This window comes from Promicromonospora sp. NPDC050262 (assembly GCF_040655935.1).
Classification (GTDB): Bacteria; Actinomycetota; Actinomycetes; order Actinomycetales; family Cellulomonadaceae; genus Promicromonospora.
This window is the reverse complement of the sequence record NZ_JBFAKX010000001.1, coordinates 212,845-227,265: the sequence shown is the minus strand read 5'-3', so window position 1 is coordinate 227,265 and position 14,421 is coordinate 212,845. Positions and strand designations below refer to the sequence as shown.

At 71.5% G+C, this 14,421-nt stretch carries 10 protein-coding genes; 4 read left to right on the top strand and 6 right to left on the bottom strand.

What is annotated here, in order from left to right:
- Positions 1 to 1,329 carry a sugar ABC transporter substrate-binding protein gene (locus tag AB0I29_RS01050; RefSeq protein WP_357476947.1) on the top strand — a complete coding sequence of 443 codons (1,329 nt, stop codon included), beginning with the start codon at positions 1 to 3 and terminating at the stop codon, positions 1,327 to 1,329.
- On the opposite strand, the gene AB0I29_RS01045 is transcribed toward AB0I29_RS01050, so the two are convergent.
- On the bottom strand, positions 1,310 to 2,170 hold the full coding sequence (locus tag AB0I29_RS01045; protein ID WP_357476944.1) for a helix-turn-helix domain-containing protein: 861 nt from the start codon (positions 2,168 to 2,170) through the stop codon (positions 1,310 to 1,312). The two genes, AB0I29_RS01050 and AB0I29_RS01045, sit on opposite strands and share 20 nt — an antisense overlap.
- 154 nt (positions 2,171 to 2,324) lie before the next feature.
- On the opposite strand from AB0I29_RS01045, the gene AB0I29_RS01040 reads away from it, so the two are divergent.
- Positions 2,325 to 3,521, top strand: a complete 1,197-nt coding sequence (locus tag AB0I29_RS01040) for a Gfo/Idh/MocA family oxidoreductase (protein ID WP_357476941.1) — start codon at positions 2,325 to 2,327, stop codon at positions 3,519 to 3,521.
- A 148-nt stretch (positions 3,522 to 3,669) separates the two neighbouring features.
- Here AB0I29_RS01040 and AB0I29_RS01035 read toward each other — a convergent pair whose 3' ends face one another.
- Positions 3,670 to 4,740 (bottom strand): hypothetical protein, encoded by a 1,071-nt coding sequence (locus AB0I29_RS01035; protein ID WP_357476938.1) that lies wholly within the window; start codon positions 4,738 to 4,740, stop codon positions 3,670 to 3,672.
- Positions 4,741 to 4,864: 124 nt separating this feature from the next.
- A complete protein-coding gene (locus tag AB0I29_RS01030) occupies positions 4,865 to 5,395 on the bottom strand; it encodes a DUF1269 domain-containing protein (RefSeq protein WP_285103508.1) in 531 nt (176 codons plus the stop codon).
- A gap of 265 nt (positions 5,396 to 5,660) precedes the next feature.
- Between AB0I29_RS01030 and AB0I29_RS01025 the strand changes: the two genes are divergently transcribed.
- A complete protein-coding gene (locus tag AB0I29_RS01025) occupies positions 5,661 to 5,930 on the top strand; it encodes a hypothetical protein (protein ID WP_357478087.1) in 270 nt (89 codons plus the stop codon).
- On the opposite strand, the gene AB0I29_RS01020 is transcribed toward AB0I29_RS01025, so the two are convergent.
- Complete coding sequence (locus AB0I29_RS01020) at positions 5,921 to 6,634, bottom strand: sigma factor-like helix-turn-helix DNA-binding protein (protein WP_357476935.1); 714 nt, start codon at positions 6,632 to 6,634, stop codon at positions 5,921 to 5,923. The two genes, AB0I29_RS01025 and AB0I29_RS01020, sit on opposite strands and share 10 nt — an antisense overlap.
- A 424-nt stretch (positions 6,635 to 7,058) precedes the next feature.
- On the opposite strand from AB0I29_RS01020, the gene AB0I29_RS01015 reads away from it, so the two are divergent.
- The gene (locus tag AB0I29_RS01015) at positions 7,059 to 9,839 is read left to right on the top strand and encodes an AAA family ATPase (protein WP_357476932.1); all 2,781 of its coding nucleotides are present in this window, start codon (positions 7,059 to 7,061) and stop codon (positions 9,837 to 9,839) included.
- A 23-nt stretch (positions 9,840 to 9,862) separates the two neighbouring features.
- Here AB0I29_RS01015 and AB0I29_RS01010 read toward each other — a convergent pair whose 3' ends face one another.
- Together AB0I29_RS01010 and metH are read right to left on the bottom strand one after the other, a co-directional pair.
- On the bottom strand, positions 9,863 to 10,711 hold the full coding sequence (locus AB0I29_RS01010; protein ID WP_357476929.1) for an alpha/beta fold hydrolase: 849 nt from the start codon (positions 10,709 to 10,711) through the stop codon (positions 9,863 to 9,865).
- 158 nt (positions 10,712 to 10,869) lie between these two features.
- On the bottom strand, positions 10,870 to 14,412 hold the full coding sequence (metH, locus tag AB0I29_RS01005) for a methionine synthase (RefSeq protein WP_357478084.1): 3,543 nt from the start codon (positions 14,410 to 14,412) through the stop codon (positions 10,870 to 10,872).
- Between the last annotated feature and the right edge of the window lie 9 nt (positions 14,413 to 14,421).

Below are 14,421 nucleotides of genomic sequence, written 5' to 3'. Positions count from 1 at the left end.
ATGAAGCGAAAGATGCTCGCGGGCGCCGTCGCCCTCGCGTCCCTGTCCCTGACCGCCTGCGCGGGCGGGTCGTCCGGCGCCGAGGCGGAGGGCCAGATCGACTACTGGCTCTGGGACTCGAACCAGCAGCCCGCCTACCAGCAGTGCGCCGACGCCTTCCACGAGGCCAACCCCGACCTGACGGTCAAGATCACGCAGCGCGGGTGGGACGACTACTGGTCGGCGCTGACCACCGCGTTCTCGTCGGGCACCGGCCCGGACGTGTTCACCGACCACGTGTCCAAGTACCCCGAGTTCGTGGCGAACGGGCAGCTTCTCGCCCTCGACGACCACCTCGCCGACGTCGACCTCGACCAGTACTCGGCCGGGCTCGCGGACCTGTGGGTCGCGCAGGACGGCAAGCGGTACGGCCTGCCCAAGGACTGGGACACGGTCGCGATCTTCTACAACCAGAAGATGGTCGCCGACGCCGGGCTGACCGAGAAGGACATGCAGGACCTCGACTGGAACCCGGACGACGGCGGCAGCTACGAGGAGGCCATCGCGCGCCTGACCGTCGACGCGAACGGCGTGCGCGGCGACGAGCCGGGCTTCGACAGGGAGAACGTCGCGGTCTACGGCCTGGGCATCCCCGGCGCCGGGTACGAGAACGGCCAGACCGAGTGGAGCATGTACACCGCCACCACGGGCTGGACCCACACGGACGAGAACCCCTGGGGCACGCACTACAACTACGACGACCCGCGCTTCCAGGAGACCATCGCCTGGTGGTACTCCCTGATCGAGAAGGGATACGCCCCGCCGCTGGAGACCACGATCGGCGCGTCGGTGAACGACAACTTCGGCGCGGGCAAGTCCGCCATCAACATCAGTGGCGACTGGATGCTCTCGACCTACTTCGGCTACGACGGCGTCGACGTCGGCCTGGCGCCCACGCCCACCGGTCCGAACGGGAAGCGCGCGAGCATGTTCAACGGCCTGGCCGACTCCGTCTGGGCGGGGACGGACAACCCGGAGGGGGCAGCCAAGTGGGTCGCGTTCCTGGGCTCGACCGACTGCCAGGACCTCGTGGGCGCCGCCGGCGTCGTGTTCCCGGCGATCACCAGCTCGGCCGAGATCGCCACGGAGGCGTTCGCCGAGAAGGGCATCGACGTCTCGCCGTTCACCACCCATGTCGAGGACGGCACCACGTTCCTGTTCCCGGTGACCGACCACGCCTCGGACGTGCACGCGATCATGACCCCGGCGATGGACGAGGTGCTGGGCGGCAAGTCCGACGTCAGCTCGCTGACCGAGGCCAACGAGCAGGTCAACGCCCTGTTCGACTGACCGGGAGGCGCGGCTGGTCGTGCTGGTTCTCGCGCCGGTACGCCGCCGGGGGCATGCCGCAGACGTCGCCGAACGCGGTGTAGAACCGGCTCACGGAGCTGAAGCCGGACTCTGCCGCGACGTCGGCGACCGGCAGGCCGGTGGTCACCAGCAGCCGCCGCGCCTCGGCCAGCCGGCACCGGGTCAGGTAGTCGACCATGGTGGTGCGCACGACCTTGCGGAACTGGGCCATGGCGTAGTTGGGGTGCAGCCGCACGGTCCGCGCGACGTCGGCGACGGTGAGCGGTTCGCGGAAGTGCTCGGCGATGTGCCGCACCATCGCCAGCACCTGGCGCAGCGCCGGGTCGCCGGCCGTGAACTGCCGCACCGGCTGCCCCGGTGTGGCCAGCCCGAGCCGGCGCACGCGGGCCTCGATCTCCAGCATCGCGATGCGACGCAGCTCGGGCTGGTCACCCGACAGGTCGGCGGCCCACTGCGTGAAGTTCGCCGGGTCGGTCGTCAACGCCACCTCCGGCGGTGAGACCAGCGGCATGCCGGACAGCAGGCGGCCGACCAGGGCGGTGGGCAGTCCCCAGCCGAGGAAGGTCGAGAACGGCACGTGCACCCAGTGCGCCCGGGTCGCCGTGCTGGCGATGAGCTGGTGGGGCACCGCCGCCCAGAACGCGGCCACCGACCCGGGGCCGATCTCGACCGGTGCGCCACCGAACAGGTAGAGCATCGTGCCGCCCTCGGTGACGAGGTTGATCTCCAGGTCGTCGTGCTGGTGGGCGGTGCCCATCAGGGTGGGGCGGCCGGACCAGCTCACGAGGGCGGGCGGCTCGATCTCGATCTGCGACGTCATCTGAAACCCCCCGGCATCTGTTGATCCGGGAAGAACCGGCTTGGATCCATGAAGAGTTCGCTGATCGTAGGTACGTAGGGTCGAGGCCGTCAACGCGGCCGCCGGCCGTCGTCGCCCCCGGCCGCATCGCCGCGGCCCAAGACAAGGAGATTCCGTGTTCACACTTGGCATCGTCGGAGCCGGGCAGTTCGCCGGGCAGTTCGTCAAGCTCTGGAACCTGCACCCCGAGGTCGGGGACATCTACGTCACCGACCTGCTGCCCGAGCGTGCCGAGCGGCTCGTCGACGAGTACGACCTCGCCGGGACCGTCCCGTCCTTCGAGGACCTGCTCGCCTCCGACGTCGACGCCGTCGCGATCTTCACGCAGCGCTGGACGCACGGGCCGCTGGTGGTCGAGGCGCTGCGCGCCGGCAAGCACGTCTACTCCTCGGTGCCGATGGCGATCTCCGAGGAGGAGATCGAGGCGATCGTCGAGGCGGTCCGTGAGACCGGGCTGACCTACATGATGGGCGAGACGAGCTACTACAACCCGGCGACCGTCCACGCCCGTGACCAGGCCGCGAAGGGCGCCTTCGGCCGGCTGTTCTACGCCGAGGGCGACTACCTGCACGACATGGACCTCGGCTTCTACGACGCGTACAAGTACAGCGGCGGTGAGAACTGGAGGTCCACCGCGAGCTACCCGCCCCTGATGTACCCCACGCACTCCCTGGGCGGGATTCTCGGCGCCTGGCAGACGTACGCGACCAGCGTCTCGGCGATCGGCGTGCTCGACGACCGCGGGGACGGGGTGTTCGACAAGGACGTGAGCCAGTTCGCCAACGACTTCTCCAACGCCACGGCGCTGTTCGAGGCCGCCGGGGGCGGCGCGTTCCGCATCAACGAGTTCCGCCGGGTCGGGTTCCCCTCGCACGTCCGCGAGTCGCGGTTCCGGTTCTTCGGCACCGAGGCCAGCATGGAGCAGCTCGTCAACGTCAGCCTCTGGCAGGACAAGCAAGAGGTCGTGGACATCACGGAGCACCTGGCTCCCAAGCCGACGCTGTCACCCGACGACCCGTCGCTGGAGCACGTCTCGCCCGCGCTGCGGGACGCCTTCACCTCGGGCTCCGCGCCGGTGCACGACCGCTCGCGGCTGCCGAAGGAGTTCGCGAACGTGTCCAACGGCCACGAGGGCAGCCACCACTTCCTGGCCGACGACTTCGTCACGGCCGTCACGACCGGCGCCCTCCCGCCGGTCAACGCCTGGGTCGCCGCGCGGTACACGATGCCCGGCATCGTCGCGCACGAGTCGGCGCTCAAGGGCGGCGTCCGCCTGGACATCCGCGACTTCGGGGACGCGCCGCAGGGCTGACGGGGCGGGAACTGCGGCGACTCGCGGCGCAGCGTTCAGATCGCCTCCGTGTGGAGGCCCGGTTGAGGCGACCGTTCGCGTGGACCTGGCAGACCCGACCGTATGGGAGGTGCGGGTCGGATGTGGGACGACGTGACCCCAGATCGGGTCAGCTGTCGGCCGAGGCCGGAGTGCCGGTGGTCGCGGTGGCCCGCCGGCTCTCGCCGTTGCTGGAGCCGGCGGAGGCGCCCGACACAGCGGCTGCCGCCGCAACCGCGACGGTCAGCCCTTGCGTCGCGGCCGCGTTGGCATGTTCGACACCCTGGTCCAGCGCCGATGCGCCCGAGCTGGTGCCGGCCGCGGACTCCGAGCGGGAGGATGCGTCGGCCCCCTGGTCGGCGGCGGTGAGCCCGGTGTCGGCCTCCGTCGCGGCCGCCTGGGTCGTCCGGGCGGCCGCGACGGTCTGCACGGTTGCGGCGGCGTCGTACTTCGCCGTGGTCGACGGGCGGGGGTGTCGGTTCGCGGGACGGATCGAAGGCGGCGGCGGGGCTTCCCGGTTCCCCGGGTCGCCGACTCCCGGGACGCCCTCGTCGACGTCGGCGCTCTCCAGCACCTGGCCCGCGGGTTCACCGGTCTGATCAGCGACATACGTCGACGCACCGATGACGGTGACCGCGACGAGGGCGGCAGCGGCCACGGCGGTCTCTCTCCGGTTCACCCGGGTGCCGATGTGCGCAGGGCGTGCGGTGACGTCGGCCGGCGCACCCTCGACGACGGCGTCGCTCCCGGCTTCGCGGAGCGCCCAGGAGACGTCACACACGTCGACGAACGCGCGGGTGCATCGGGCACAGTCGTTCATGTGGACCTCCAGCCGCCGCTGGCTGTGGGGCAGGAGGTGTCCGGCGAGGTAGTCGTGCATGATCGCGCAGCCGGCGCGGCACTCGGGTTCGGCCACGTGCCGGGCGTGTGCGGCGGCCAGTGCGGCGGCAAGGTTCTCCTCGGCACGGCGGAGCCGGCCGGGCACGGCGTGCGGGTGGAGGCCGAGCTGCTCGGCGATGCTCGTCGTGGTTCTGCCGTGGACGTGGCGGCCGACCAGGATCGTGCGGTCGGCGTCCGCGAGGTCGCGCATGGCTGCGCGCAGCACGACGAGGGCTCCGCGGCGCTCGACGTCGACGTCGGCCGGAAGTGCACGGACGTCACCCGGACGGTCCCACGCCCAGTCGCGATGAACGGCGGCCACGTCAACCGCCTCCTCTCGCTGGGACGTCGTCTGGTCCGAGTCGAGCGCAACGTCCGCATCGTACCTTCCGCGCCGCGAAGATCCTCCTGGTTTCATCCTCCGGGCGCGGGGGTGATCGACGGACTCACCCGGCGGTGGCCTCGTCGATCGCCGCCTCCAGCGCCTTCTCGTCGGCCTTCAGCTCCTTCTTCTCCAGCCTGGCCGCGCGGGCGATCGCGCTCTCCACGTGTGCTGCCACGTCCGACGCGGCGATGACGACCAGGCCGCTCTGGCCCTCGTCGAGCAGCTCGCCCAGGTCCTTCAGGTCGCCGCGGCTCATCCCGCCGGCGACGTGCCCGGCGATCGCGCCGATGGCGCTGCCCCCGGCGCCGCCCGCGAGCAGGGCGCCACCCAGACCGATCGCCGGGAAGAGGGCCACCAGCGCGCCCCCGGCCAGGCCGAGGCCCAGGCCGCCCCAGGCGCCCTGCCGGGTCGGCTGCTCGTGCTTCTTGACGATCTTGACCTTGCCGTCGGCGTGCCGCGAGACCACCGCCGCGTCGTAGGTGTCGATGAGACCGCTGGCCTGGTAGAACTCCTTCACGGCCTCGTAGTCGGTCACCGCGTCGTCCTCGCTGCCGTAGCTGGCGGCGAAGGCCACCAGGGTGTCGAGCGCCATGTCGTCTCTCCTCGATAGCGTGGCCCGCCGTCCGCGGGCACTCGTTCGATGGTTCGTCCGTGACGCTAGGCCGGGGTGCGCCTCGTCGAGTCACATGATTCGGGTGACCTGCTCCCCGGGGCCGGGCCGCGACGGAGCAGGCGCGTCTCGTCACCTGGTCGGACGGCCACTACCCCAGAAGTCACATGGAGAAGTACTTCGCTTCTGGGTAAACAGCTTCTGACCTGCCAAGGGCGCCGTCGAGCAGCTCACGCGGAGCTGGGCGCTGGAGCTCGCCTCCGCCGGCGTCCGCGTCAACGCGGTGGCGCCCGGCCCCACTAGTACGGCTCGCCGACCCGGCCACCACCTGGCTCACCGGCCAGGTCCTCGCGGTCGATGGCGGCCTGCACCTCACCTGATGATCTACCTCAGTTCACTGCCGTCGACCGCCACAGCCTTGACCTGCACCAGTGCGTCCGCCGGTCCGCATCGCGGCACAGGGAGCGACCAGCGAACATTGCTGCAGATCGCTCGTCAGGTGAGCGATTACCGGTGACACTCGATCGACGGCTCGGCCCCGGCCGTTCGGACGTGCCGCGTCAGCAGACTCTCGAGCGCATGAAGCTCCCCACCGCGGGCCGCGGCCAAGAAGGCCGATACGAACTGCTGGTGCACCTCGGGTCCGACGACGGACCGCGCAACACCGTCCGCGACACGGGCACGCGCCCTGCGGACCAGCTGTCGCGTGTTGACGGGGCTCGTGCGCAGCAGCCGGGCGATCTCGGCATACGGGTAGTCGAAGATCTTCCTCAGCAGATAGGCCGCACGCTCATTGCCGCTCAGCCTGGCCAGGAGGAGACCGATCGCCTCGGCGACTTCTGCAGTCCGGTCCGTCAGGGCGGCGGGGTCGTGCCGGCCGTCGTGGACACCGTGCGCGAGGGACAGGCTCGGTCGCTCATGGCGATGAGACGCGGACTGGACGACGTTGATCGCCAAGCGGGTCGTCGTGGTGGTCAGGAACGCCTCGGGGTTCCTGACCTGCCCCCGGTTCGTGCGCTGCCATCTGATCCAGGCCTCCTGGACGACGTCCTCGGCGCTCGAGGTGTCACCGCCCGTGACGCGAAGTGCGACGCGGAACAGGACGGGGCGCTGCGTGACGAAGAAGGCGACCGTCCGGTGCAGCTCCCTGGCGACGACCGGGTCTGTTTCCCCATAGGCGTTACCCGTCGTTCTCGCGTGGTCTCGATCCTTCGCATACATCTCGGACTCCTCTGGTGAGTGCCGCCCTCCATGCGGGCGTATCCACCTTTCGTCCGCGCTACGTCCCGTCGCGCCGCGCAAGTCCGTGGTCCGGTGCGTGGCCGTGTCCGTGGGGGTAGCCAGCCACCGGACCACGGACACAGCCGACGACACAGCCGAGGACACAGCGGGGCTCCGGACCGGCGAGGTTCCGGCACGGCGTTGCGCACGTGCCGGAACCTCGCCGACTGGCCGGGGGAAGAGGCCAGTGCGGTCAGAGGGTCGGTGACGAGCGGGTCCAGTCGCTCTCTGCTTCCGGCATAGCGGCCCACGCCGCCCCGGTGAAACCCGGTGAGACTCGTCCTTACCTGCGACTCGACCACCTCTGACGCATCTTCGACCGGGCACTCCAGGCAGATGTGACGCGCGGGGTAGGCTCCACGATGTGGCGAGACTGTCCGCGAGGGGAGCCAGGGAGGCCCTGCGGGGCCGGACCCGCCACTGCGAGGCGCTCGACGAGGTCCTGACGACCGTCCAGGGTGGCCTGGGCGCGGTGCTGGTGCTGCGAGGCGAGGCGGGCGTCGGGAAGACCGCGCTCCTCGACCACCTGGTGGGGCGGGCTGCGCGGTGCCGAGTCACCGACGTCGCCGGCATGGAGTCCGAGATGGAGCTCGCCTTCGCCGGCCTGCACCACCTCTGCCTGCCGTTCCTGGATCGCCTCGATCACCTCCCCGTCCCGCAGCGCGACGCGCTGACCACGGCGTTCGGCCTCAGTGCGGGCCCGCCTCCCGATCGGTTCCTCGTCGCGCTCGCCGCGCTCAGCCTTCTCGCCGACGTCGGCGCGGACCTGCCGCTGGTGTGCGTCGTCGACGACGCGCAGTGGCTCGACGAGGTCTCCTTGCAGACGCTCGCGTTCGTCGCACGGCGCCTCGGTGCCGATCCCGTCGCCATGGTCTTCGCGGTACGCGAGCCGGATCTCCCGCACGAGCTGCGCGGCCTCCCGGAGATCACGGTCGACGGGCTGGCGGAGGCCGACGCCCGCGCCCTGCTCGACTCGGCATTCCCCAGCCGGCTCGACACCCGGGTACGCGATCGGATCGTCGCCGAGACGGGAGGCAATCCGCTCGCCCTCCTGGAGCTGCCCCGCGCTCTGACCACGGCGGAGCTGGCGGGAGGCTTCGAACGGCCGGACACCCGCCCCCTCGCAGGACAGCTGGAGAACGGGTTCTTGCGGATCATCCGGTCGCTGCCCGCCACGACCCGGCAACTCCTGGTCCTCGCGGCGGCCGAGCCCGTCGGGGACCCGTCGGTGCTCGGCCGAGCGGCGGACCGGCTAGGGGTCAGCCTCGACGCGGCGGCGCCCGCCGAGGCAGCGGGCCTCATCGAGATCGGCGCGAGCGTCCGCTTCCGCCACCCGCTCGTGCGCTCCGCCGTCTACCGCGCCGCGGACGCCCGAGCCCGCCGCGAGACCCATCAGGCCCTGGGCGCGGCGACCGCGCAGGACACGGATCCCGACCGCCGGGCATGGCATCTCGCGCAAGCCGCGGACGGGTTCGACGACGCCGTCGCGGACGAGCTCGAGCGGGCTGCTCACAGAGCGCGCGGGCGCGGCGGGGTGACGGCGGCGGCCGCGTTCCTCGAACGGGCGACCGAGCTGACACGTCCCGGTGGAGGCGGTGTCCGACGCGCGCTCGCCGCTGCCCAGGAGAAGCTCCGTGCCGGCGCTCCGGACGCTGCCAGGTCGCTCCTCGAGACGGCGGCCGCGGGACATCCCGACGACCTCCAACGCGCCCAGATCGCACGCATGCGCGCGCACCTCGCGTTCGTCAGCCAGGGCGCCGGCGCTTCGCTGCCGCTCCTCCTGGACGCCGGGCGGAAGCTGGAGCGTCTCGATCCTCCAGCGGCGAGGGAGGCCTATCTCGAAGCAGTGGCTGCCGCCATGTTCACCGGCCGGCTCGGCGACCCGAACGATCTCCAGGCTGCTGCCGCCGCCGCTCGGGCGGCACCACCCGGACCGCTCCCGCACCGGCCTACCGACCTCCTCCTGACCGGGGTCGCCACGCGGATCACAGCGGGCCACGCGGCCGGCCAGCTGCCGCTCGTCGAGGCCCTGGAATCCTTCCGAGTCGAGTCGGGCGCCGCCGGCGAGTCCGAGATGAGCTGGATGTGGCTCGCCTGTCCCGTGGCGCCGGAGCCGATCGCCCCCGATCTGTGGGACGACGAGGCGTGGTACCTCCTCGCGACCCGCGCCGTGCGGCTAGCTCGCACCGCAGGTGCCCTGTCGATCCTGCCGTTCGCCATGGGATACCAGGCGGGCGTGAGCGTGCACACCGGCGAGCTCGCTGCCGCGGCGGCACTTCTCGATGAAGCGGCATCGATCGCGGCGGCGACCGCCGCCGCGCCGCCGCTCTACACCTCCCTGCTGCTCCTCGCCCATCAGGGCGACGAGCTGACCGCTCGACGGGCGATCAGCTCCGCCGTCCACCAAGCGACCACCCGCGGAGAGGGCCGTGCACTGGGACTTGCGGAATACGCGGCAGCCGTCCTGCACAACGGTCTCGGCCATTACGACGCCGCCCTCGAGTCCGCACGGTCGGCGTGCGAGTACGAGGACCTCGGGTTCTACGGCTCCTCGCTGGCCGAGCTCGTCGAGTCCGCCGTCCGGTGCGGTGCCCGGAGCGACGCCGAGACAGCGCTCCGCCAGCTGGACGAGCGGACTCGGTCGTCCGACACCGGCTGGGCTCAAGGGGTCCTGGCCCGCTCACAGGCGCTGCTCAGCGAGGGACGGGAGGCCGATCGTCTCTACCGGAAGTCGATCGAGCACCTGAGCCGGAGCAGGGCGGCCGTCCAGCTCGCACGGGCACACCTGACCTACGGGGAGTGGTTGCGCCGCGAGAACCGCCGCACCCAGGCCCGGGACCAGCTCAGGGGCGCATACGACAGATTCACCCGGATGGGGGCCCAGGCCTTCGCCGACCGGGCCCGGCGGGAGCTCCAGGCGACCGGCGAGAAGGCACCGAGGAGACCCGCGCCGGCGGACAGCGGGCTCACGGCCCAGGAGAGCAGGATCGCTCACCTCGCCGGCGACGGTCTCACCAACCGTGAGATCGGCGCGCAGCTGTTCCTCAGCCCGCACACCGTCGAATGGCATCTCAGGAAGGTCTTCACGAAGACCGGTGTCTCCTCAAGAAGGCAGCTGGGTGCCGCGCTGCGGTCCGGCAGGTGAGTCCTCACCCGCCGGACCGCAGGTCAGCGCGTCGCGCGGACAGCGGTGGTGATGGTCCGCGTGACCGTCGTCGGATCGGTCAGAAGGCCGAGGTGGCCGGCGCGGAACCGGATGACGGTCGAACCGGCCTTCTCAGCCATTCCCTGCTGGGCGCTGGCCGGAATGACCAGGTCCCTGGTGCCGATGAGGTACCAGCTCGGGATGGACTTCCAGGCGGGCTCGCCCGACGGCTCGTTCAGAGCTCCGAAGGTGATCGGACGTTGAGTCGCCCACAGGGTGAACGCACGGTCCCGGCTGAGTCCCGTGGCGAACGACTCCAGGAACGTCGAGGACTTCAGGTAGACGTCGGTCTCGGGCGTGGGCGGCAGCGTCGCGGGCGCGAAGTCGAAGATCGTGGTCGGGTCGGCCGCGAGTGCCGAGTCGGGGCCCGCGAGCTCCGCGACGGTCTCCCCTTCCGCGGGAACCGAGCCGTTCACGAAGACCAGCGCCTTGACGTCGGGGTCGCCGGTGGCCGCGTTGGTGATCACGGCGGCTCCGTAGGAGTGGCCGACGAGAACCACGGGGCCGTCGATGGTGCCGAGCAGCGTCTTGAGATAGTCGGTATCACCCGCGAGCGAGCGCAGCGGGTTGGCGGTGGCGATGACGTGCTGACCATCGGCCTGGAGCTGGCGGACCACACCGGACCAGCTCGAGGCATCGGCCCAGGCGCCGTGCACCAGCACGATCGTGGGCTGCGGCCCGGGGCGGGTGGCCGGGGCACCCGTCGCTGCCGGGGCGGAGACGGCGGAAGCGAGGACGATCAGGCCCAGTAGCAGGGCTGAGCCGGCGCGGCGTCCTGCTCGGCGCCGGTGGGCGCGCTTGTTCACGTTCATGGTTGGTCTCCTGCTTCGCTGGACCGCCGAGTTCCCACCCGCGCGGGACGACGGATGCCGTCGCCCTGACTGACCGGGTCTGCCGGCCGAACGTGACATCCGGGGCTCTGACCAGCCAGAACAGGCTTGACCTGGTCGGACGGCCACCACCCCAGAAGTCACACCGAGAAGTACTTCGCCTCCGGGTGGTGGAACACGAAGGCATCGGTGGACTGCTCCGGGTGCAGCTGCAGCTCGTCCGACAGCGTCACGCCGACCCGCTCCGGCCGCAGCAGCTCCACCACCTTGTGCCGGTCCTCCATGTCGGGGCACGCCGGATACCCGAGCGACATCCGCGCCCCGCGGTACTCCAGCTTGAACATGCCCTCCACGCTCTTCGGGTCCTCGTCCCCGAAGCCCAGCTCCGAGCGCACCCGGGAGTGCCAGAACTCCGCCAGCGCCTCCGTGAGCTGCACCGACAGCCCGTGCAGCTCCATGTACTCGCGGTACTTGTTCGCCTCGAACAGCTTGGCGGTGTGCGCGGACACCGTGTCGCCCACGGTCACGAGCTGCACCGGCAGCACGTCGAACCGCCCGGTCTCCTCGACGAAGGACCGCGGCCGGACGAAGTCCGCCAGGCACAGGTGCCGGTCACGCCGCTGCCGCGGGAAGTGGAACCGCAGCCGCTCGGTCCCGACCTCGCCCCCGGAACCGCCGTCGGGCGCTCCGGTCCCGTTGAGGTCCCCGTGGTGCGCGACGACGACGTCGTCCCCCTCGGACCACACCGGGAAGTACCCGTACACCACGGTCGGGTCCATGATCTGGTCGGTGCGGATGCGGTCCATCCACTCGGCGAGCCGTGGGCGGCCCTCGGTCTCGACCAGCTCCTCGTAAGAAGCACCGGCCGGACCGGAAGCAGAGGCGCGGCCGGGCTTGAGACCCCACTGGCCCATGAACGTCGCGCGCTCGTCCAGGAACGCCGCGTACTCCGAGAGCTGCACGCCCTTGACGATCCGCGTGCCCCAGAACGGCGGCTCCGGCACGGGGTTGTCGGTGGCCACGTCCGAGCGGGCGGGCAGGTCCTCGGGCGCCGTCTGCGTCACCGTCACCACGTTGTGGCGGCGCTTGCGCAGCGCCGGCAGGCCGACGTCGTCCGGCGAGGCGCCGCGCGCGACCCGCACCAGGGGCTCCATGAGCCGCAGGCCCTCGAACGCGTCCTTCGCGTACCGGACGGTGCCGGGGAAGGCGCCGGCGAGGTCGTCCTCGACGTACGTGCGGGTCAGGGCGGCCCCGCCCAGCAGCACCGGCCAGCGCTTCTCGAACCCGCGGGAGGCCAGCTCCTCCAGGTTCTCCTTCATCACCACCGTCGACTTCACGAGCAGCCCCGACATGCCGATCACGTCGGCGTCGTGCTCGATCGCGGCGTCGATCATCGCGCTCACCGGCTGCTTGATGCCGATGTTCACCACCGTGTAGCCGTTGTTCGTCAGGATGATGTCCACGAGGTTCTTGCCGATGTCGTGCACGTCGCCGCGCACCGTGGCCAGCACGATGGTCCCCTTGGACCCGGAGTCGCCCTCCAGGCGCTCCATGTGCGGCTCCAGCAGCGCGACGGCGGCCTTCATCACCTCGGCCGACTGGAGCACGAACGGGAGCTGCATCTCGCCCCGCCCGAACAGGTCGCCGACCACCTTCATGCCCTCCAGCAGGTGGTCGTTGACGATGTCCAGGGCCTTCATGCCCTCGCCCAGCGCCAGGTCGAGGTCCGCCTCCAGGCCCTTGCGGGCGCCGTCCACGATGCGCCGCGCCAGCCGCTCGCCGGTCGGCAGCGCCGCCAGCTCCGCGGCGCGCTGGTCGCGGATCGCCGCGGCGTCCACGCCCTCGAACAGGTCCAGCAGCTTGGACAGGGGGTCGTAGGTCAGGTTCCCGTCGGCGTCCCACTCGCGCCGGTCCCACACCAGGTCGAGCGCCGTCCGGCGCTGCTCGTCGGGGATGGAGGACAGCGGCAGGATCTTCGCCGCGTGCACGATCGCCGAGTCCAGCCCCGCCTCGGTCGCCTCGTGCAGGAACACCGAGTTCAGCACCGCGCGCGCCGCCGGGTTCAGGCCGAACGACACGTTCGAGACGCCGAGCGTGGTGTGCACGCCGGGGTACTTGCGCGTGATGCGCCGGATCGCCTCGATGGTCTCGATCGCGTCGCGCCGCGTCTCCTCCTGGCCCGTGGCGATCGGGAAGGTCAGGGCGTCGACGATGATGTCGTCCACCCGCATGCCCCAGTCGCCCACCAGGGTGTCGATCAGCCGCGACGCGATGGCCACCTTGCCGTCGGCGGTCCGGGCCTGCCCCTCCTCGTCGATCGTCAGGGCGACGACGGCGGCGCCGTGCTCGACGACGGCCGGCATGATCCGCCCGAACCGCGACGTCGGCCCGTCGCCGTCCTCGAAGTTCACCGAGTTGACCACGCCGCGGCCGCCCAGCAGCTCCAGGCCCGCGCGGATCACGGCGGGCTCCGTGGAGTCGATCACCAGCGGCAGCGTGCTCGCCGACGCGAGGCGGGAGACGACGTCCCGCACGTCCGCGACGCCGTCGCGCCCCACGTAGTCCACGCACACGTCCAGCAGGTGCGCGCCGTCGCGGGTCTGGGCGCGGGCGATGTCCACGACGTCGTCCCAGCGGGCCTCCAGCATCGCCTCGCGGAACGCCTTGGAGCCGTTGGCGTTGGTGCGCTCGCCGATCGCCAGGAAGCTCGTCTCCTGCCGCAGGTCCGTGGCCGAGTACAGCGAGGCGACGGCGTTCTCCCGCACCGGCTCGCGCGCGGCCACGGGCTGCCCGCCGACGGCCTCGACCACCAGGCGCATGTGCTCCGGCGTGGTGCCGCAGCAGCCGCCCACCAGGCCCAGGCCGAACTCGCGCGCGAACTGCGTGTGCGCGGCGGCCAGCTCCTGCGGCGTCAGCGGGTAGGAGGCGCCGTGCGGCCCGAGCACCGGCAGGCCCGCGTTCGGCATGCACGCCACCGGCATCTGGGCGTGCTGCGACAGGTGCCGCAGGTGCTCGCTCATCTGCTCCGGACCCGTGGCGCAGTTCATGCCGATCGCGTCGATGTCCAGCGCCTGCAGCGCCACCAGCGCCGCGCCGATCTCGGAGCCCATCAGCATGGTCCCGGTGGTCTCCACCGTCACCGACACGATGACCGCCACCCGTCGGCCGGTCTCCGCCATCGCCTGCCGGCAGCCCGTCACCGCGGCCTTGGCCTGCAGCAGGTCCTGGCTGGTCTCGATCAGCAGCGCGTCGGCGCCGCCCTCGATCAGGCCCGCCGCCTGCTCCGCGAAGGTGTCGCGCAGGTGCTCGTACGTGGTGTGTCCCAGCGACGGCAGCTTGGTGCCGGGGCCCATCGAGCCCAGCACCCAGCGCGGCCGGTCCGGCGTCGCGTGGGCGTCGGCGCGCTCGCGCGCGATCCGGGCGCCCTCGCGGGCCAGCTCGCGGATGCGGTCGTCGATGCCGTAGTCCGACAGGTTCGACCAGTTGGCCCCGAACGTGTTCGACTCGATCGCGTCGACGCCCACCTCGAGGAACGCGTCGTGCACCCCGGCGATGAGGTCGGGCCGCGAGACCGTCAGGATCTCGTTGCAGCCCTCCAGGCCCTGGTAGTCGTCCAGGGTCGGGTTCGCCTCCTGGATCATCGTGCCCATCGCGCCGTCGGCCACGACCACGCGCGTGCGCATCGCCTCCAG

Coding starts and splice junctions, on each gene's coding strand:
- AB0I29_RS01050 (WP_357476947.1), top strand. CDS start 1: ATGAAGCGAAAGATGCTCGCGGGCGCCGTCGCCCTCGCGTCCCTGTCC.
- AB0I29_RS01045 (WP_357476944.1), bottom strand. CDS start 2,170: ATGACGTCGCAGATCGAGATCGAGCCGCCCGCCCTCGTGAGCTGGTCC.
- AB0I29_RS01030 (WP_285103508.1), bottom strand. CDS start 5,395: ATGGCGCTCGACACCCTGGTGGCCTTCGCCGCCAGCTACGGCAGCGAG.
- AB0I29_RS01020 (WP_357476935.1), bottom strand. CDS start 6,634: ATGTATGCGAAGGATCGAGACCACGCGAGAACGACGGGTAACGCCTAT.
- AB0I29_RS01010 (WP_357476929.1), bottom strand. CDS start 10,711: ATGAACGTGAACAAGCGCGCCCACCGGCGCCGAGCAGGACGCCGCGCC.
- metH (WP_357478084.1), bottom strand. CDS start 14,412: ATGCGCACGCGCGTGGTCGTGGCCGACGGCGCGATGGGCACGATGATC.